10 protein-coding genes and 1 pseudogene are annotated in these 21206 nt (G+C 67.8%); 3 read left to right on the top strand and 8 right to left on the bottom strand.

What is annotated here, in order from left to right:
- Window positions 1-37 precede the first annotated feature (37 nt).
- The 3 genes and pseudogenes from BN3385_RS04225 to BN3385_RS04235 form a co-directional block, all read right to left on the bottom strand.
- Window positions 38-9076, bottom strand: a pseudogene (locus BN3385_RS04225) (amino acid adenylation domain-containing protein); the annotation flags it as partial.
- Between the two features lie 365 nt (window positions 9077-9441).
- Window positions 9442-10419: an alpha/beta hydrolase gene (locus BN3385_RS04230; RefSeq protein WP_059015329.1), complete on the bottom strand. Its 978-nt coding sequence runs from the start codon at window positions 10417-10419 to the stop codon at window positions 9442-9444.
- 73 nt (window positions 10420-10492) lie between these two features.
- A complete protein-coding gene (locus BN3385_RS04235) occupies window positions 10493-10933 on the bottom strand; it encodes an MOSC domain-containing protein (protein WP_059015331.1) in 441 nt (146 codons plus the stop codon).
- Window positions 10934-10976: 43 nt separating this feature from the next.
- On the opposite strand from BN3385_RS04235, the gene BN3385_RS04240 reads away from it, so the two are divergent.
- On the top strand, window positions 10977-12443 hold the full coding sequence (locus BN3385_RS04240) for a peptide MFS transporter (RefSeq protein ID WP_059016382.1): 1467 nt from the start codon (window positions 10977-10979) through the stop codon (window positions 12441-12443).
- Here BN3385_RS04240 and BN3385_RS04245 read toward each other — a convergent pair.
- A complete protein-coding gene (locus BN3385_RS04245; RefSeq protein ID WP_059015333.1) occupies window positions 12437-13195 on the bottom strand; it encodes a DeoR/GlpR family DNA-binding transcription regulator in 759 nt (252 codons plus the stop codon). The genes BN3385_RS04240 and BN3385_RS04245 overlap by 7 nt on opposite strands.
- Before the next feature lie 10 nt (window positions 13196-13205).
- The gene (locus BN3385_RS04250) at window positions 13206-15098 is read right to left on the bottom strand and encodes a PTS mannitol transporter subunit IICBA (protein ID WP_231748688.1); all 1893 of its coding nucleotides are present in this window, start codon (window positions 15096-15098) and stop codon (window positions 13206-13208) included.
- A 252-nt stretch (window positions 15099-15350) separates the two neighbouring features.
- Here BN3385_RS04250 and BN3385_RS04255 point away from each other — a divergent pair, with 252 nt between their 5' ends.
- Window positions 15351-16412 (top strand): zinc-dependent dehydrogenase, encoded by a 1062-nt coding sequence (locus BN3385_RS04255; RefSeq protein WP_059015337.1) that lies wholly within the window; start codon window positions 15351-15353, stop codon window positions 16410-16412.
- Window positions 16413-16484: 72 nt separating this feature from the next.
- Here BN3385_RS04255 and BN3385_RS04260 read toward each other — a convergent pair whose 3' ends face one another.
- From BN3385_RS04260 to BN3385_RS04270, 3 genes are read right to left on the bottom strand one after another with little or no spacing between them, the layout of a single operon-like run.
- On the bottom strand, window positions 16485-17948 hold the full coding sequence (locus tag BN3385_RS04260) for an aldehyde dehydrogenase family protein (RefSeq protein WP_059015339.1): 1464 nt from the start codon (window positions 17946-17948) through the stop codon (window positions 16485-16487).
- Between the two features lies 1 nt (window position 17949).
- Window positions 17950-19146, bottom strand: a complete 1197-nt coding sequence (locus BN3385_RS04265) for an acyl-CoA dehydrogenase family protein (RefSeq protein WP_059016384.1) — start codon at window positions 19144-19146, stop codon at window positions 17950-17952.
- 5 nt (window positions 19147-19151) lie between these two features.
- Window positions 19152-20495, bottom strand: coding sequence for an NAD-dependent succinate-semialdehyde dehydrogenase (locus BN3385_RS04270; protein WP_059015341.1), 1344 nt, complete (start codon window positions 20493-20495; stop codon window positions 19152-19154).
- Window positions 20496-20597: 102 nt separating this feature from the next.
- Here BN3385_RS04270 and BN3385_RS04275 point away from each other — a divergent pair, with 102 nt between their 5' ends.
- Complete coding sequence (locus tag BN3385_RS04275) at window positions 20598-21206, top strand: helix-turn-helix domain-containing protein (RefSeq protein WP_231748625.1); 609 nt, start codon at window positions 20598-20600, stop codon at window positions 21204-21206.

The raw sequence follows: 21206 nt of genomic DNA on the forward strand, positions 1-21206 counted from the left end.
GCAGCCCCAATTCCGGGCCGGGCGAGACGGTCACCACAAGCGGGTAATGCGCCCGCTCGTGACTGGTGGTGCGGGTAATCGCCGGGGTGCCGTCGAGTGCCGATGTCTCGTCGGTGGGGACTGCGATCGGGTAGTTCTCGTAGACGAACAGCGTGTCGAAAAGCTGCTCGCAACCGGTGATCTGGTGAATCTCGGTCAACGGCAGATAGTCGTGCTCGAGCGTCGCGTGCCGGGCGTCGTGCAGTGCCGTGATCAGGTCGGTGATTGTCGTGGTCGGTGCCGCCGTGGCCCGCACCGGGATGGTGTTGATCAGCAGGCCGACCATCGATTCGGCCCCGGGCAGATCAGCCGGGCGTCCCGATACGGTCGTCCCGAAGATGACGTCGTGGCGGCCGGTCAGTGCCATCAGCAGCTGTGCCCAGCCCGCCTGCAGCACGGTATTGAGTGTGGTGTGGGTGGCGCGGGCGAGTTCGTTTAAGGCGGCGGTCATCGAGGCCGTTATCCGGACCGAGTGCACGTCGCGCTCGGCTGGGCCCGATCGCACTGGTGCGGCCAGCAGGGTGGGAGTGTCGAAGCCGCTCAACATGTTTCGCCACGTTGCCCGTGCGGTGTCGACATCGCGCTCGGCCAGCCAGCTGAGGAACCGCCGGTAGGGCACGGGCGCCGGCAGCGCCGCACCGCGGTAGCAGGCCAGGATCTCCTGCAGCAGGATCGGCACCGACCAGCCGTCGACCACGGCATGATGCATCGTCAGCACGAAACGATAGCTCCCGGGTGCCGTCCGAATCAGAGCGGCACGCACCGGGACGGCACCGTCGAGGTCACCCACCGCGGCGCGCTCCTCGGCGCACAGTTGCCCGGTCTGCTCATCGGTGAGATCGCAATACTGCCAGGGCACCAACGGATGTCGGGTGAGCACCTGAACCGGTGGGTACCCGGTGAGGCAGAACCGGGCAGCCAGGTTGGGGTGGCGCGCCACCACCGTGTCGACGGCATCGTGGAGTGCTTGCGGGTCCAGCATGCCCGCCACATCCACCGACACCTGCACCGCATACAGATCGCTGCCCGAGTCGGCGTGATACAGCAGACCCTGCTGCAGTGCGGTGACGGGCAGGATGTCGGCGACCCGGTACTGCCGCTCCAGAGCGTCGATCTGGTCCTGGGTGAGACGGGCCGGTGCGATATCGGACGGTGTCAATCCGCCACCGCCTCGGTGGGCGACGGCACAGATCCCCTGCAGCGCTTCGGTCCACAGCTGCGCGAGCCGCACGATATCGAGGCGGTCGAGAAGCGACGGTGCCCACATCCAATCGGCCTGCAGCCGGGGTCCGTCGCCGTCGTCGACAGTGACGGCGGTGACCTCCACCGCGTGCATGAGGGGTATCGCCGGCCCTGTGCCCTCGCTCTCGGAGAACAACGCACCCCAGCGTTCGACGCGCCAGCCGTCGGCGCCGGCGGCCGGCGGACGCCCGAGATAGTTGAATCCGATCGAGGGCTCCGGCCCGGTCAGGTCCACCTCGGCGTTGAGATAGCGCAGCATGCCGTAGGTCAACGGGTCCGGCGTGGCCCGCAGCTGTTCCTTGGCCTTCTTGAGCAGGGCAGCCAGCGTGGCATCACCGGATCGCACCTGAGGCCAGGCCGCGCTACCGAGGTCGAGCCGGACCGGGCTCTTGGCGGTGAACCACCCCACGGTTCGCGACAGGTCGACACCGAGGCCCAGATCCTCCTGGCGGCCATGGCTTTCCACGTCGATGAGGAACGGGGCACCCCGGCTGCCGGTGAACTCCGAGAAGGCCAGTGCGAGCGCGATCACCAGCAGTTCCTGCACCCCGGCGTGCAGGCAGGCGGTTGCGGGTCCGAGCAACAGCCGGGTGGTTTCGGCGTCCAAGGCCGCCGAGAAGTGTCCGGCGGTGGCGACCGTGTCCGACACCGGGTTCACTGGCGGCAGTGCCGGGGCGGCATCAGTCACCGCTCGCCAGGCCGGTGCGTGTTCGACGACGGCCGGGTCGTGGGCGGTCTCCTCGAGCAGGCTCGCCCACCGGCGGAAGGAGGTCACCTCGACCGGCAGCGCGATCGAGTGACCGCGGTGATGCTGGGACCAGGCGATAGCCAAGTCCTCCAGCAGGATCCGCCACGACACACCGTCGACGGCCAGGTGATGCACCAACAGCGCCAGGTGACCGGTGCCATTGACCCACAGGCAGCTGAGCATCGATCCGGTAGCCGGGTCCAGGCGTGACCGCGCCGCCAGCAGGGCCTCATCAGACAGCGCCGGAACCGATACGACACATCGATCCGCGTCCACCGACCCCGGCTCGCCAGCCCGAAGGAGCCGAAGACCGTCGTCACCGAGACCGACCGAAACCCGCAGCATCGGATGGGTGTCGAGCACCGCTTGCAGGACGGTCACCACATCGTCGCGGGTCGTACCCTCGGGTGCCTGCAGCAGCACCGTCTGATGGAATTCGCCGACAGCCCCGCCCATCTCGTAGAGCCAGCGCATGATCGGTGTGGCGGGCAGGTCGCCGACACCGTCATCGGGCTCGGCGGTCGCCCTGTCCGCATGACGGGCGATGCGGGCGACGCCGGCCACTGACTGCTCGACGAAGATGTCCTGTGGCCGGATCAGCACGCCGGACTGGCGGGCCCGGGCCACCACCTGCATCGCCATGATGCTGTCGCCGCCGAGCTCGAAGAACGGGTCGTCGATGCCGACCCGGTCCAGCCCGAGGACAGCCGCATAGAGGTCGGCCAGGATCTCCTCGACTGGCGTCGTGGGTGCCCGGTACTGGTCCGGGTCGCGGTAGTGCGGTGCCGGAAGAGCCGCGACGTCCAGCTTTCCGTTGACGGTCAGCGGCACCGTGTCGATGCCCACCACCGCCGCGGGTACCAGATAGGGCGGCAGGAGTTCGGCAAGGCGGCTGCGAGCAGCCGCCGGGTCGGCCGTGCCGGTCACGTACCCGACCAACCGGCGGTCACCCGGGCGGTCCTCGCGCACGACGGCCACGGCCTGGCGCACCCCCTCCAGCTGCGCGAGCGCCGCCTGGACTTCGCCGAGTTCGATCCGGTAGCCGCGCAGCTTGACCTGGTCGTCGGTGCGGCCGACGTAGCGCAACTGGCCGTCGACACCCCAGTAGGCCAGGTCTCCGGTGCGGTACATGCGATCACCGGGGCCACCGAACGGGCAGGCGACGAAACGTGATGCGGTCAATCCGGGCCGACGCCAATAGCCGGTTCCGACACCGTGTCCCGCTACGTACAGCTCGCCGACGACGCCCGGCGGCACCGGCTGCAATCTGGCGTCCACCACGAACAGGGCAGCCCCGGGCATCGGTGAACCGATCGGCGGCGTATGACCGTCGGGGACCAGGGGCGCGCTCATCGCCGCGTACACCGTGGCCTCGGTCGGGCCGTAGGCGTTGATCATCACCCGGCCCGGCGCCCATCGCTGCACCAGCGACGGCGGGCAGGCCTCACCGGCCACCACCAGCGCCACCGAATCCAATCCGTCGGTGTCCAGCATCGCTGCGGCGGAGGGTGTTTCGCTCAGCACGGTGAGCGGCCCGCCGGACAGCGTGCTTCGCAGTGCGTCGGGATCGTGGGCAACCTCGTCGGGCAGCACCACCAGCCGGCCGCCGAACAGCAGCGCGGCCCAGATCTCCCACACCGAGACGTCGAAGGAGTGCGAATGCCACTGGGTGACGGTGAAGTCGACCGGGCCCGGCTGCGACACGGTCTGCAGGAAACTGGGGATACCGAACATCCTGGTGACGTTGCGATGCGCGATGGCAACACCTTTGGGTGTTCCGGTGGTCCCCGAGGTGTAGATGAGGTAGGCGAGATCGTCCGCCGACGGCAGTGGAAGCGGTGTGTCCGGGTGACTCAGGATCCGGGGGTCGTCGATGTCGAGCACCGCTGTACCGGCCCGGGTGAGCCGCTCCGCGAGGTTCGCTGTGGTCAGCGTGGCGACCGGTTCGGCATCGCCGAGCATGAACTCGATCCGTTCGGCAGGCAGGGCCGGGTCGATGGGCAGATACGCCGCACCGGTCTTCAGGACGGCGGTCATCGCCAGGACCGCATCGGCTGAACGCGGAAAGATCAGCGCCACAATCGTTCCCGGTGCAGCGCCGTGGTCTGCCAACCAGCGAGCCAGTCGATTGGTGGCGCGATCGAACTCCCGGTAGGTCCACGTTCGCTCCCCGCACACCAGCGCGGTCGCGTCGGGATCGCGGTGTACCTGCGCAGCCAAGGCCGCTGGAATCGACATCGGTGTGGGTGTGGGCCGGGTCAGAACCGACCGGTGCCCCCAGCGATCCAGCTGTGAACGTTCGCCGTCAGCCAGCACATTCACTGCGGACACCCGTGCCGACGGATCAGCCGCCAGCGCGACGAGGACCCGCCGCAGCCGCTCGGTCAGCACCTGCACGCTCGCCGTGTCGAAGACATCGGTGCGGAACTCGACCGCACCGCGGATACCGGACGCCGCACCGTCGGCTTTCCAGCATTCGGTGAGGGTGACCATCAGGTCCAGCCGAGCGGTGTGCTTGTCCAGGGGCACCGGGGTGATCTCAAGATCACCGACCGTCAGATCCGCCATCGGATCGGCGTTCTGCCACGCCAGCATCACCTGGATCAGCGGGTGATGGGTCAGGGAGCGGGCCGGGTTGAGCTTCTCCACAAGGACTTCGAACGGAACATCCTGATGGTCGTAGGCAGCCAGGCTGCGCTCCCGCACCTGCTCGATCAGTTCCCCGACGGTGGGATCACCTGCGAGGTCCACCCGCAGCACGAGCGTGTTGACGAAGAAGCCGACGAGATCCGCCAGCGCGGGATCCCGGCGCCCGGCGATCGGGAAGCCCACGGCCACATCAGGACTGGCACTCAGTCGCGACAGCAGCACTGCCAGCGCCGCCTGCACCACCATGAAACCGGTGGCGTTGTGGCTGCGGGCCAGCCGGTGAATGGCCTGCTGCACGTCGGCGTCCCACTGGACTGCGACGGTATCCCCGCGGTGATCCGCCACCGGCGGGTACGGCCGGTCCGTGGGCAGCGCGATGCGCTCTGGCATCCCGGCCAGCGTCGAACGCCAGTACCTCAGCTGGGCACCGATCGGGCTGGCATCGTCGGTCAGGTCGCCGAGCCGCTCGCGCTGCCACAGCGTGTAGTCCGCGTAGTGCACCGTCAGCGCCGGCCAGTCTGGATCGCCGCCGGTGCGCCGTGCGGTGTAGGCGGCCGCGAGATCGCGCATTAGGGGCGCTACCGACATCCCGTCGGCGGCGATGTGATGGACGACGACGGCCAGCACATGGTCGTCATCACCCAGGTGGAAAAGCATTGTGCGGATTGGGATCTCCTGCGCGAGATCGAAGCAGTGCGCCGCCAGCTCGGCCAGCGACCGGTCCAGCTGGTCCGGCGGCCAGCCCGATGCGTCGAGCACCTGCCAACCGACATCCGCTGATTCCGCCGACACGATGACCTGCCGGGGGATTCCGTCTGGTGCGGTGATGAGCGTTCGCAGCGCTTCGTGACGACCCACGACATCGCGCAGGGCGTGCGCAAGATCGTCGTGGTCCAGCGGCCCGCGCAGCCGCACCGCCACGGCCATGTTGTACATCGGTGACGGTCCGTAGAGCTGGTCGAGGACCCACATCCGGTTCTGCGCGAACGAAACCGGCAGTACTTCGGGACGGTCGGCGGAGCTGAGGGGTTCCACGGTGCCGATGTGGACACCCTGGGCCAGCTGAGCCACCGTCGGACCGTCGAACAGGACCCGCACCGAAAGCTCGATGTGAAACGCCGTGTTGATGGCCCCGATGACCCGCATCGCCGACAACGAGTCACCACCGAGGTTGAAGAACGAATCATCGCGCCCGACCCGGGGCAGCCCCAGCACGTGAGCGAAGATGCCCGCCACGATCTCCTCGACGGCGTTGGCGGGCGCTCGGTAGTGCTCGGCATCCTGATAGTCGGGGGCGGGAAGGGCTGCGACATCGAGCTTTCCGCTCACCGTCAGCGGAATGGCGTCGAGCTGTACCACCGCAGCCGGAACCAGGTAGGGCGGCAGAATCTGCGCGAGTGCGGCGCGCGCAGCGGCACCGTCGGCGGTCCCGGTGAGGTAGCCCACCAGGCGCCTGTCTCCGGGGTGGTCCTCGCGGACCACGGCTACCGCCTGCTCGACGCCGGCGATTCCGGCCAGGGCACTGCGGATCTCACCCAGTTCGACGCGGTAGCCGCGGATCTTGACCTGGTCGTCGCTGCGCCCGACATAGCGCAACTGACCGTCGGCTCCCCACCGGACGAGGTCGCCGGTGCGGTACATCCGGTCTCCCGGTGCCCCGAAGGGGCAGGCGACGAATCGCGTCGCGGTCAGAACGCTACGACGCCAATAGCCCTCGGCGACACCATGACCCGCAATGTAGAGTTCGCCGACCACCCCCGGGGCAACCGGACGCAGCCGGGCGTCGAGAACGAACACGGCCGCCCCGGGTGCCGGAGAGCCGATCGGCGGCGTTCCGCACCCGGCCGTCAGCGGTGCGCTGAGGGTGGCGTAGATGGTGGTTTCGGTGGGCCCGTACGCGTTGACCAGGACGCGGCCCGGTGCCCAGTGGTCGACGACCTCGGCCGGGCACGCTTCGCCACCCAGGACCAGGGCCACCGATTCCAACTCCTCCGGCGCCAGCATCCCGACCGCCGACGGGGTCTGGGTGAGCACGGTGACGCCCTCGCGGATCAGCAGGTCCTTCAGGTCGGCCGGTGAGGCTGCCACCGAGTCGGCGATGACGACCAATCGGCCGCCGCGCAGCAGTGCTGCCCACATCTCCCAGGCGGAGAAGTCGAAGGAATAGGAGTGCCAGTGCGACCACACCTGTTCGGTCGGTGGGGGCAGTCCACCGTCGAGCGAGCTGATCAACTGGGTCAGGTTGCGATGGCTGACCGCAACACCTTTGGGGACACCCGTGGTGCCCGAGGTGTAGATCAGATAGGCGGTGCTGTCGGGATCGGGTTCAAGGAGAGCGTGCGATGGCGCTGTCGCGATGCGCGGATCGTCGATGTCGATGACCGGAATCCGCCCGCTTATCCGGCCAGCGAGATTCGCATCGGTGATCACGGCCACCGGCTCGGCATCGTCGATGAGGAAGTTCAGCCGGACGTCGGGTAGCTTCGGGTCCAACGGCAGAAAGGTGGCTCCGGTCTTGAGGACCGCGAGGATGGCCGTCACCGAATGGGCCGACCGATCGAGCAGGACTGCGGCACGCGTTCCCGGCCCGACACCGCGGGCGCAGAGATTGTGCGCCAACCGGTTCGACGCGTCGTCGAGTTCGCGGTAGGTCGTCGACCGCCCGTCGAACGCCACCGCGGTGGCCTCGGGTACCCGGCTGGCCTGCGCGGTGAACTGTCCCGGTATGGACACCGCTGCGGGTGCGGGTTGGCCCAAAATGGCACGGTTGGACCAGGTGTCGAGCGTCGACCGTTCGGAGTCGTCGAGCAGGTCGATGGCGGATACCGGGCGGGTCGGGTCGGACAGCATGGCTGCGAGCACCTGCTCCCACCGCCGGGTCAACGTCGCGATCGTCTGCGCGTCGAACACATCGGTACGGAACTGCACCCGGCCGCCGATGCCCGCGGCGGCACCGTCCTCGGTGAGTCGCTCGGCGAGATAGAACGCCAGATCCAGATGGGCAGTCTGGGTTTCGACGGGCGTGATCGTCACGTCGATATCACCGGAGGTGAGGTGCTGTGGCGTGCCGGCCTGCCAGGCCAGCATCACCTGGATCAACGGATGATGGGTCAGCGACCGGGCCGGGTTGAGGCGCTCGACCAGCACCTCGAACGGCACGTCCTGGTGTTCGTAGGCCGCCAGGCTGCGGTCACGAACCTGTGTTAGCAGGTCGGCGACCGTGGGATCACCGCTCAGATCGACCCGCAGGACCAGGGTGTTGACGAAGAACCCGACCAGTCCCTCCAGTGCGGGATCGTTGCGACCGGCAATCGGAAACCCCACGGCGACATCGGGATTGGCGCTCAGCCGGGATAGCAGCACCGCCAGGGCGGCCTGCACCACCATGAAGCTCGTCGCACCGTGCGCTCGGCCGATGTCGAGCACCTGCTGGTGCAGGCGCGCAGGCCAGTCGAGGGTGACGGTGGCGCCGCGATGATCGGCGACCGCCGGATACGGCCGGTCGGTGGGAAGTTCGAGCAGTGGCGGCAGTCCGCGCAGCGCGTGCTCCCAGTAGCGCACCTGGGTGGCCAGGGAACTGGTGCCGTCGTCGAGGTCGCCGAGATTGGCTCGCTGCCACAGGGCGTAGTCCACGTACTGCACCGGCAGCGCCGCCCACTGTGGGGGTTGGCCCGCACGCCTGCCGGTGTACGCCACGGCCAGGTCTGCCGCCAGGACACTGACCGACCAGCCGTCCCCGGCGATGTGGTGCACCACGATCACGAGCGTGTGCTCGTCGGTTGAGGTACTGAAAAGCTCTGCCCGGATCGGGATTTCGGCGGACAGGTCGAAGCGGTAGTCCGCCAGCTCAGTTACGGCATCGTCGAGTCGGGCGTCGGTCCAGCCGGCGGCGTCGGTGACGTGCCAACCGAAGTCAGCTCGGTCGGCCGGTAGCACCACCTGGCTGGGCACACCGTCGGATGCCACGAAGACGGTGCGCAGGCTCTCATGGCGGGCGATCACGTCGGTCAGCGCCAGCTGTAGCGCGTCGACGTCGAGCGGGCCGCGCAGGCGCAGGGTGACTGCCCGGTTGTACACCCCGGACGGACCGTCCAGCTGATCGATGAACCACAACCGGCTCTGGGCGTGGGACAGCGGGATCGTGGTGGGCCGGGCCATGGCGGTCAGCGAGGTCAGCCCGGCAGACATGCCGTCGATGCGGGCGCTCAGCTGGTTCACCGTGGGCGCCTCGAACAACGCGCCGACCGTCAGCGCAACGTTGAGGCGTGCATTGACGGCCGCGACCACCCGCATCGCGGCCAGCGAGTCGCCGCCGAGGTCGAAGAACGAATCGTACGGACCTACCTGCTCCGCGCGCAGGACCTGCCGGTAGATCTCGGTGATGGCCGCCGCGACCGGTTCGCGGTGATCGTCGGCAGCCGACGACGACACGATGTCCTGCGACGTCATCCGGTCCTCAGACCGGATGGATCGCCGGTCAGTGTCGGTCCCGGCGTGCTGGCAGGTGCGCGGCGGACGGCCGGTCGTTGCTCACGTGGCCTCCTCCCTGCGCGCCGGCGACTCTGCGAACGATCCTCCCGGCAAGGGCGTGGCCATTCGTTGCGGGCGCGTCGGCCCTCCGACGCATCCGGAGAGGTCAACATAGCTCAACGGCCCGATTTCGGCGCTGTAATCGGCTTGCTGAATCCCGCCGGGTCGAGTGCTGCATGCGGCAATTTCAGGCGCGCATCGCCGCTACCGATACCAAGCCGAAGGAGTTCGCCCTAGGCGCCCAGGGCAGGACCGACGGTGGTGTTCCAGGATTCCTGCATCTCCGATTCGAACAGACCCCAGGTGTGGGTGCCCTCGGGTCGCACGACGTAGGTGATGGGGATTCCGGCCGCAGCCGCGGCGTCGGCGAATTGACGGGTGTTTTGGGCGACGATGCCCTCGATGAACCCACCGGCGATGTTGTTGCCGAAGCCGTCGGGAAGACGGTCGACGGCACCCTGGCCACCGCCGGATGCGGCCGCGTACACCGCCACCCCCTTCAGCCGGGCGGCGTTCTTCGACGGGTCATGAGCCACCCAGCCGGGGCCGCCCAGCGGACCCCACATGTCGGCCGCGTTGGCGCCGCCGCCCGACAGGGTCAGCGCGACGTTCTGGGCCGAGTCGGAAGGGGCCGGGAACCCGCTGTAGGACGCGACGGCGCGATAGAGCCCGGGGGCCTGGATGGCGTAGTCGATGGCGGTGCCGCCGGTGCTGGACAGTCCCCCGACGGCGTTGCGGCCGTTGGTCTTGTACTGCGCGTTGATCACCGGGGGCAGTTCTTTGGTCATATAGGTCTGGTACTGCTTGCCGGGATCGTTGACCCAGTCGGTGTACCAGCTGAACTGCCCACCCAGTGGGGAGACCACGTTGACGTTCTTGTTGGCGAAGAAGCCCTGGATGTCGGTCATCCCGAACCAGCTCTTGGTGCCCGGTGCGAAGCTGACGCCGGGATCCAGGTTGTCCCCGCCGTCGATACCGGGCAGCAGATAGAAGACCGGTGCCCCCGACCGCGGTGCCTTGTAGACGTCGTTGACGATGATCTTGTTCATCGACGGCGAATACACCGACACCTTGTCCCAGCGATCGGTGACATGCTGGATATCGGTGATGTGCGCGGCTTCACCCGGCTCCGCGTGGGCGGCTGGGACCGACAGCATCGGCAGCAGGGCGGCCAGAACGACGGCCAGCATGCGTACGGGGCTCAGGATCATGCGCTGATTATGTGGTCAGATTTACGCGCGCGGCAATTTTTCGCGATACTGCCTGCCGGGACTGACCTGCGGCTCAACCCGCGGGCAGGACCACCTCGACGGCGTCGCCAACGTGAATGGTGCCGGAGGTCAGCAGCCGGCACACCGAGCCGGCCCGCCGCCGCAAGGCCGCGGCGGCCCCGGGGCCCACGCTGTCGTCGAGCAACCGGCACGGTGCGGCCACCCGGACGACCTCGAGAACGACCTCACCGATCTGTAGCCGACTGCCCGGCTGGGTGGGGATCTCACCGGCGTCCACCGTGATGTTGCGTCGGGTGGCACCGGGGTCGAAGTCGTAGCCGAGGTCGGCGGCGGCGCGGTCCAGGAACTCCTGGGACTGGATCGTCACGTGCCGGTGCTTGGCGCCGTGGTAGCGATCGCCGACCAGTCCGATGCCCGCTTCGGCTGTCACCGAGTCGACGGCGCGCACCGGCAGCCGGGTGCCGGGTGCCAGGTGGATGGCGAGCACTTTCACGACCGGAGTTTATCGGCGGCCGCCGCGTGGCATGGTTGTGCGCATGGCTGAACTCGCTGAACGCACCGGCAATCCTGCGCCTCGCACCGTGTTCGGGCATCCGATCGGTCTGGCCAACCTGTTCGGTGTCGAACTGTGGGAGCGGTTTTCGTTCTACGGGATGCTCACCATCCTCGGGTACTACCTGTACTACTCGCTGACCGACGGGGGACTGGCCCTGCCGAAAGCCACCGCGACCGGCATCGTCGGTGCCTACGGCGGCCTGGTGTACCTGTCGACCGTGCTGGGCGGGTGGATCGCCGACCGGGTGCTCGGCATGGAACGCACGGTGTTCTACGGCGGCGTGGTGGTCATGTGCGGCCACATCGCCCTGGCGATCCTGCCGGGACTGAGCGGTGTCGGTGTGGGCCTGGTGCTCATCGCGCTGGGCTCCGGGGCATTGAAGGCCAACGCGTCGTCGTTGCTGGGCACGCTCTACGACGAGGGCGATCCGCGCCGCGACGGCGGCTTCACCCTGTTCTATCTCGGCATCAACCTGGGCGCCTTCATCGGCCCGCTGATCACCGGACTGCTGCAGACCCACCTCGGTTTCCACTACGGGTTCGGTGCCGCCGCGATCGGGATGGCGCTGGGGCTGGCCCAGTACGTCGCCTTCCGCCGCAACCTCGGCGAGCATGGCCGCACCGTCCCGCACCCGTTGTCGCACAAGGATTTCTGGCGCACCGCGATCGCGGCGGCCGTGCTCGTCGCCGTCGTCGTGGTGGCGTTCCTCGTCGGCGTCATCACGCTGGCCAACCTGTCGCAGGTCACCACCGGCGTCATCATCGTGGCCTCGATCGGCTACTTCGCGGTGATGCTGAGCAGCCCGAAGGTCAATGCCCTGGAGCGGACCCGGGTGCGGGCGTTCATCCCGCTGTTCATCGCCAACGCGGTGTTCTGGTCGCTGTTCCAGCAGATCTTCACCGTGCTGGCGGTGTACTCCGATGAGCGGATGAACTGGTCGATCTTCGGGTGGACGGCGCCGTCGAACTGGATCGGCTCGATCGAACCGGTGTGGATCATCCTGCTGTCCCCGTTGTTCGCGCTGATGTGGACCAAGCTCGGCCGGCGCGCCCCGACCACCCCGCGCAAGTTCGCCTACGGGGTGATCGGGATGGGGGTGGCGTTCCTGCTGTTCCTGCCGATGGCCGCCACCACCGGCCGCAGCGTTCCCGCCCTGGCGGTGGTCGCCATCATGGCAGTGTTCGCCGTGTCCGAACTGATGCTCTCACCCATCGGGCTTTCGGTGACGACACAGTTGGCGCCCAACGCTTTTCGAGCCCAGATGATGGCGCTGTACTTCTTCTCGGTGGGCCTTGGCACCGCGCTGTCAGGTGTGCTGGCGCGCTACTACGACGCCGACCACGAATTCGCGTACTTCGGCACCCTCGGGGTGGCCGCCATCGTGGTCGGCCTGGTCGTCTGGGTGCTGGCGCCCCGGATCAGCCGTCTCATGGAAGGCGTTCACTGACGCAGCACCGAGGGCCCGAGATCCTCGTAGCGACGGGCCTCGGCCGCTGACAGTCCGGTGTCGGTGACGATCGCCTCGAAGTCCGACACCTCGGCGAAGCGGCAGAAGCTGTTGGCGCCGAACTTCGAGTTCGCCGCGACGAGGATCCGACGGCGGGCCACCTTGACCGCGGTGTGCTTGACGGCGGCCACCGCGGGGTCGGGGGTGGTCAGGCCATGTTCGATCGAGATGCCGTTGGTGCCAAGGTAAGCCACGTCGATCACCAGGCTGCCGAGCATGTCGGTGGCCCAGTGGTCGACGGTGGCCAGGGTCCGTCCGCGTAACCGTCCACCGAGCAGCAGCACGGTCACCGTGGTGCTGTGCGCCAGCACCTCGGCCACCAGCAGCGAGGAGGTCACCACCGTCAGGTCGCGTTCGGCGATCCGCTCGGCGATCAGTCTCGGTGTGAAACCCTCGTCCAGGTAGACCGTTTCGGCGCCGTGTAACAGCTCCGCGGCCGCGGCGGCGATCCGGTGCTTCTCGGCCAGGTCGGCCTGGCTGCGGTACTCCACCGTCGACTCGAAGGCGACGGTCTCCAACGGGATGGCCCCGCCGTGCACCCGCTTGAGCAGGCGCCGGCCGGCCAGCACCTTCAGGTCGCGCCGGATCGTCTCCGTGGCCACGTCGAGTTCCTCGGCGAGCGAGGCCACCTCGACGCGCCCCCGGGTGCGGGCGAATTCGACGATGCGACTTTGGCGGGTTTCGGAGTCCACGTCGACATTCTCACTTGCCGGGGCCGGCGAGCACCTCCCGGACCTCCTCGGGAGTCTGGGCTGCCCGCAGCCGGGCCACCTCGTCCTTGTTGAGGAACACCCCGGCGATCTGGGTCAGCAGCGCCATGTGGTCCTTACCGGCGCCGGCGATACCGACCACGAACTCGGCAGGCTTGCCGTTCCAGTCGATGGGTTCGGCGTACCGCACGAACGAGATGCCGGTCCGGTTGATCGCGGTCTTGGCCTCGTTGGTGCCGTGTGGGATGGCCAGGCCGTTGCCCATGTAGGTCGAGACCGAGCCCTCCCGCTCGTACATCGCCTCGACGTAAGCCGGCTCGACGGCCCCGCTGGCCACCAGCAGTCGGCCGGCCTCGCCGATCGCGCCGTCGCGGGTGGTCGCCGTTCCGGTCAGCACGATCGACTCCACCGCCAGTACGTCACCGGCGGGTGCCTCGTCGGCCGGCGCGGCCGCGGCGGGCGTACTACCGGTGGCGCCGTTGGTTCTGCCGAGCAGTTCGACGATCTCGTCGTACTGCGGAGCATTCATGAAGTTGTCCACCGAGACGTGCACGGCCGACGGGGTCTTCTGCCGGGCTCGGGCCGTCAGATCCTGGTGGGTGACCACCAGCCCGTAGGTGTCGGTCAGGTTGGCGATGGACTGGTTGGTCACCTTGACGTTCGAAAAACCTGCCGCCTGAACCTTTTTCCGCAACACCGAGGCACCCATCGCCGACGATCCCATCCCGGCGTCGCAGGCGAACACAATGGAGCTGATCGGGCCCCCGGTGGCGGAGCCGACTAGTGCAGCCGACACGCTGGACTTCTTGCCCTTCAGCGCTTCCATATCGGCCGTCGCGGCCGCCAGGTCACCGTCGTCCTCGGCGCGGTCGGTCTTGAGTAGCAGCGCGGCCACCGCGAATGACACTGCGGCAGCGCCGAACACCGACAGGGTGACGCCCAGGAAGCTGCCGGACGCGGTCTGGGCGTAGACCGCGATGATGGAACCGGGCGCGGCCGGAGCGCGCAGGCCGGAGCCGAACAGCACGTTGATGAAGATGCCCGTCATCCCGCCGAGGATGGTGGCGGCGATCAGCTTCGGCTTCATCAGGACATACGGGAAGTAGATCTCGTGGATGCCGCCGAAGAACTGGATGATCGCCGCGCCCGGTGCCGAAGCCCGCGCGGCGCCCTTGCCGAACGCCATATAGGCCAACAGGATTCCCAGGCCGGGGCCGGGGTTGGCCTCGAGCAGGAACAGCACCGACTTGCCGGTCTCCAGCGCCTGGGTGGTGCCCAGCGGAGTGAGGACCCCGTGGTTGATCGCGTTGTTGAGGAACAGCACCTTGGCCGGCTCGATGAAGATCGAGGTCAGCGGAAGCAGGTTGTGTGCCACCAGGAAGTCGACGACATGACCGGCGCCCTTGGAGAATGCGGTCACGATCGGGCCGATGCCGAAGAACCCGAACACCGCCAGGATCAGGCCGACGATGCCGGCCGAGAAGTTGTCCACCAGCATCTCGAAGCCGGGCCGAATCTTGCCGTCCCAGATGGCGTCGATCTTCTTCATCAGCCAGCCGCCGAGCGGGCCCATGATCATCGCGCCGAGGAACATTGGGATGTCCGAGCCCGCGATGACGCCCATGGTCGCGATGGCACCCACCACACCGCCGCGGATGCCGTAGACCATCCGGCCGCCGGTGGCGCCGATCAGGATGGGCAGCAGGTAGGTGATCATCGGCGCGACGATGCCGCCGTCGGCGAAGTCGCCCCAGCCGCCGATCTTGGCCACCCAGCCGTCCGGGCTGCGCAGTCCTTCGAACAGGCCGGTGAGCCAGCCGGCCTTGATGAACAGGGCGGTGATCAGGCCCCACGCGATGAACGCGCCGATATTGGGCATAACCATGTTCGACAGCGAGGTGCCGAGCTTCTGCACGTGCACACGGGCACCGGCGCGGGGCGTGGCTTCAGTGGTGGTCACTGCTGGCCTCCGATCTGGGGTCTGGTGATGCGAGTCACATCGTTGCACCAGTAAATCCCACAAATGGGCACCATTGCAAGCAAACGGGCACAAATGGGCACAAATTGGGGTGGTTTTCTGCCCGGACTGCGCTAGAGTGCTGTGTGACGGCAATCGCACACCGGAAGGACGACGACGATGAAGGCCCTGCGTTTCTACGCGCCGGAGGATGTCCGCCTGGAAGACGTACCCGAGCCGCAGTGCGGTCCCGACGAGGTCAAGATCCGGGTGCGCAACTGCTCGACGTGCGGCACCGACGTCAAGATCTTCCACAACGGCCACCAGAACCTGACGCCGCCGCGCACCATCGGCCATGAGGTCGCCGGCGAGATCGTCGAGGTCGGCGCGCAGGTCAACGCGACCTATGGCAGCGACTGGAAAGAGGGCGATCGCGTCCAGGTCATCGCCGCCGTGCCGTGCGGTGAATGCCATGAGTGCCGTAAGGGGTGGATGGCGGTCTGTCAGAACCAGACCTCGGTGGGCTATCAGTACGACGGCGGGTTCGCCGAGTACATGATCGTGCCCAAGCAGGTGCTCAAGGTCGACGGCCTCAACCGCATCCCCGACAACGTCGGCTACGACGAGGCCTCTGCCGCAGAGCCGTTCGCGTGCGCCATCAACGCCCAAGAGCTACTCGGCATCGAGGAGGGTGACACCGTCGTCGTCTTCGGCGCGGGCCCGATCGGTTGTATGCACATCCGCATCGCCCGCGGCGTGCACAAGTGCGGCCCGGTCTATCTCGTCGACGTCAACGACAGCCGGCTGAAGATGTCGGCCGACGCGGTGCACCCGGACGAGGTCATCAATGCCGCCGACGTCGACGTCGTCGAGAAGGTCATGGAACTCACCGGGGGTCGCGGTGCCGATGTCGTCATCACCGCCACGGCCGCCAACATCACCCAGGAGCAGGCCATCGCGATGGCCGCCCGCAACGGGCGGATCTCGTTCTTCGGCGGCCTGCCCAAGACCAATCCGACGATCACCTGCGATTCCAACGTGGTGCACTACCGCCAGCTGCACATCCACGGCGCCAATGGTTCGGCGCCCGAACACAATAAGCGTGCGCTGGAGTACATCTCCACCGGGCAGGTGCCGGTCAAGGACCTCATCACCAGTCACATCGCCCTCGACGACGTGCTCGATGCGTTCGGCATCGTCAAGAGCGGCGAGGCCATCAAGGTGACCGTCGAGCCGAAGTAAACCCCACGCCGAACGTCACACCAGCGTCGCGTTGGGCACTCGATGTCACTCTGGTGTGACGTTCGGTGCGCGTCAGGCGCGGGGCTGGCCTCCGCGCAGATAGACCGTAGTGGTGTGGGTGAAGAACTCCCGCGCCGCCTGGCCCTGTTCCTTCGGCCCCAGCCCGCTTTTCTTGGCACCACCGAACGGCACATGCGGATCGGCACCCGCTGACTCGGAGTTGACGTGCAGCACGCCGACGTCGATGTGCTCGACCGCCTGCAGCGCCCGGGTCAGGTCCTGGGTGAACACCGCTGCGGACAAACCGAACTCGCTGTCGTTGGCCAGCGCGAACGCCTCCTCGGCGTCGGCTGCCCGGCGGACCGCGACGACCGGGCCGAACAGCTCGTCGGCCCAGATGTCAGCAGGCCCGTTGATCTCCACGATGGTCGGCGCGACGAAGAAGCCGTCGGCCAGCGGCCCGTCGCGATACGGCGTACCGCCGGTCAGCACGCTGCCGCCCTGGGCCACCGCCGAGTCGATGCCGGCCTGGATGCTCTTCTGGGCCGATCCGGTGATCACCGGGCCCATCTGGGTCGCGTCGTCGATCGGATCGCCCACCGCCAGCGCACCGGCCCGCTCGGCCAGAGCGGCCAGGAAACGGTCGGCAATACCGTCGGTGACGATCAATCGTGATGTGGCGGTGCACTTCTGGCCAGTGGACCGGAAGGCGCCCAGCATGACCTGCTCCAGCGCCAGGTCCATGTCGGCGTCGTCGAGCACCACCGCGGCGTTCTTGCCGCCCATCTCGGCCTGCACCGGCACACCCCGCGCCGCCGCGGCCGCGGCGATCCGCCGTCCTACCCCGGTCGACCCGGTGAACGTGATGGCGTCCACCCCGTCGTGGTTCACCAGTCCGTCGCCGATCGCGGCATCCCCGATCACCACATTGAGAACCCCGTCGGGCAGCCCCGCGGTGCGCAGCGCATCGGCGAGCCGAATCGCCAGCAGCGGAACGGTACTGGCCGGTTTCCACACCACCGTGTTGCCGTACACCAGGGCGGGCGCGATCTTCCAGGCCGGGATCGCGATCGGGAAGTTGAACGGGGTGATGACTCCGACGACGCCGATCGGCTTGCGGGTCACCAGAATCTGCTCGCCGGCTCGCGGCGAGGCGAAGATCTCCCCGGCCGACCGGTCACCCTCGTTGCCGTAATAGCGCAGGATCTGCGCGGCGCGCCGGACCTCACCGACACCCTCGGCGCGGGTCTTGCCTTCCTCGACGGCGAGCTCCAGGCCCCAGTCCTCGGCATTGCGGTCCACCACCGCGGCGGCCTCGAGCAGGATCGCCCCGCGCTGGTGGATCGGGGTGGCCGCCCAGGACCGCGCCGCGCTCCCGGCGGCTGCCACCGCGTTCTCCAGATCAGCGGAGGCCGCTGAAACACCTTCGGCGACAATGACACTGGGTCGCGCCGGATTGACGCTGACCAGCTCCGAGCCGCCGCCGCGGTGCCACTCTCCGGCAATGAGATGCCGGAGTTCCACAGCTGCGGTCATCTCAGCGGAACGCAGCCTGCCCGGTGAGCGCCCGGCCGATCGACAGCAGGTGCATCTCGGAGGTGCCCTCGTAGGTCAGCACGGACTCCAGGTTGTTGGCATGTCGCAGCGGCGAGTACTCCAGCGTGATCCCACTGCCGCCCAACAGCGTTCGGCACTCGCGGGCAATCGCCAGCGCTTCGCGCACATTGTTGAGCTTGCCCAGGCTGATCTGCTCGGGGCGCACCCCTTCGGCGTCCTTGATCCGGCCGAGGTGGATCGCCAGCAGCGTGCCCTTGCCCAGCTCCACCGTCATGTTCGCCAGCTTCTCCTGGGTGAGCTGGTAACTCGACAGCGGGCGGTCGAACACGTCGCGGGACTGGGTGTAGGCGATCGCGGTCTCCAAGCTGTCCCGCGCCGCGCCCAGCGAGCCGAACACGATGCCGAAGCGCGCCTCGTTGAGGCACGACAGCGGTGCGCCGAGGCCCTCGGCCAGCGGCAGCTGGGCCGATGCCGGCAGCCGGACATTGTCCAGCACCAGCTCCGAGGTGACCGATGCCCGCAGCGACAGTTTCTTGTGGATGGCGTTGGCCGTGAACCCCGGGGTGTCCGTCGGCACCAGGAACCCGCGGATGCCCTCGTCGGTTTGCGCCCACACGGTGGCCACATCGGCGAGGTTGCCGTTGGTGATCCACATCTTGGTGCCGTTGAGCACCCAGTCGCTGCCGTCGCGCCGTGCGCGGGTACGCATCCCGGCCGGGTTGGACCCGAAGTCCGGCTCGGTCAGCCCGAAGCAGCCGATGGCGTCCCCGGCGGCGAGCCGGGGCAGCCATTCGTTCTTCTGCTCCTCCGAGCCGTACCGGTAGATCGAGAACATCGACAATGAGCCCTGCACCGACACGAAGCTGCGGAAGCCGCTGTCGCCGGCCTCCAGCTCCATACAGGCCAGGCCGTAGCTGACGGCATTGGTGCCCGCGCAGCCGTAGCCCTGCAGGTGCATCCCCAGCACGCCCAGTTCACCGAACTCCTTGGCCAATTCCTTGGGCAGGGTGGCCGATTCGAACCAGTCCTCGACGTTCGGGCGAAGCCGGGTGTCGACGAACTTGCGCACCGTGGCGGCAATGTCGCGTTCGTCTTCGTCGAGGAGCCGGTCGATGGCGAAGAGCTCGAGCGGACTGTAGGTGTCCTTCTTGGGCGGTGCAGTGGTGGTGGCGCTCATGATGATCATCCGATCCGGATCAGCTTCTTGTTGACGAACTCATCGATGCCGAAGCGGCCGAGCTCGCGCCCGTAACCGGAGCGCTTCACCCCGCCGAAGGGCAGCTCGACACCGTCGGCACCCACCAGGTTGACGAAGACCATGCCGGCGTCGATCTTGTCGGCGACCCGCTGGGCTTGCGCCTTATCGGTGGTGAACACATAGGAGCCCAGCCCGAACGGGATGTCGTTGGCCAGCTCGACGGCCTCGTCCTCGGAGTCCACCTTGAAGACCATGGCCACCGGGCCGAACAACTCCTCGCGGTAGGTCGGGGAGTCCGGGGTGACGCCGGTGAGCACACCGGGCGGGAAGTAGGCGCCGTTGCGCTCACCGCCGGATACCAGGTTGGCGCCGTCGGATACCGCCCGGTCGATCTGCTCGGCCAGCCGCTGGGCGGCACCCAGCGAGGACAGCGGGGCCAGCTCGTCGGCGGTGTCGAGCACCTTCTTGGTGAACTTGTCCAGGAACTCGTCGTAGAGGTCGGCGGCGACGATGAACCGCTTGGCGGCGTTGCAGGCCTGCCCGGCGTTCTCGAAGCGTCCGGCGATGGCGGCCTCCACGGTGGCATCGAGGTCGTCGGTGCTCAGCAGGATGAACGGATCCGAGCCACCGAGTTCGAGGACGACCTTCTTCAGGTTGCGGCCGGCGATCTCGGCGACCGCCGCACCCGCACGCTCCGAACCGGTCAGCGAGACACCCTGCACCCGCGGATCGGCGATCGCCGTGGCGATCTGCTCGTTGGTGGCATAGACGTTGACGTAGGCGCCCGCGGGGAAGCCGGCGTCGTCGAAGATCTGCTGAATGGCTTCGGCCGATTCCGGGCACTGCGGGGCGTGCTTGAGCACGATGGTGTTGCCCAGCACCAGGTTCGGGCCGGCGAAGCGGGCCACCTGGTAGTACGGGTAGTTCCACGGCATGATGCCCAGCAGCACGCCGACCGGGCCGCGCTTGATCACCGCACTGCCCTCACCGTCGAGCAGGTCGATCGGCTCGTCGGCCAGGAACTTCTCGGCGTTGTCGGCGTAGTACTCGTAGATCGCGGCGCTGAAGTCCACCTCGCCGAGGGCCTGATCCATCTGCTTGCCCATCTCGCGATGGATGATCTCGGCCAGCTTCTCGCGGCGCTCGGTGTGCAACTCGGCGACGCGCCGCACCAGGGCGGCCCGCTCGGCCACGGTGGTGCTCTTCGACCATTCCCGGTATGCCGTGGTGGCAGAAGCCAGCGCCTGCTCGATCTGCTCGTCGGTGGCGGTCGGATACTCCCGCACGACGTCTCCGGTCTTGGGGTCGACCACTGCGTACAGACTCATGTCCCGTCCTGGTGTTTAGTAGTGTAAAACTACAGAAGTTATATACCGCTAAACTTTGGCTCCGCAAGGCCTGCGGCCGATAAGCGAAGGTGAGGTGCCCGGATGTCCCGCAATGCAGCGGCCGCTGACGACATCACGGACAGCGCCGACGGGTGGATGACCCGGCTTGGCCCCAAGCTGCGCGCGCTGCGCAAGGACCGGGCGCTGACGCTGGAAGCCGTCGCCGACCGAGCGGGTCTGACCAAGGGTTTTCTGAGTCTGGTGGAACGCGGCCAGACCACCATCTCGGTGCCGAACCTGCTCAAGGTGTGCGACATCCTCGGCGTCTCGCTGGGCTCGCTGTTCGACTATCCGGAGTCCGCCGTGGTGCGCGACGGCCGCGGCGCGCCCGTGGAGATGGGTGGCAGCGGTATCCGCGAGTATCTGCTGACCCCGCAGACCGAGCGTCACCTGCAGGTGATGCGCTCGGTGCTACAGCCCGGTGGTGGCACCGGCGGCGCCTACACCCTGGACTCGGAGACCATCTTCGTCTTCGTGGTGCGGGGTTGTCTGCGACTGATGGTCGACGGGCAGGAGTCGGTGCTCGAAACCGGTGACAGCTATACCTTTTCGGCCCGTGCCGTGCACTCGTGGGACAACCCCGGTGACGAGGAGTCCGAGGTGTTGTGGTCGATCGTGCCGCCCCTTCCGCGCGCCGGTGGACCTAGCTGA

The sequence above is a fragment of the Mycobacterium sp. M26 genome, assembly GCF_001494595.1.
Lineage (GTDB): Bacteria > Actinomycetota > Actinomycetes > Mycobacteriales > Mycobacteriaceae > Mycobacterium.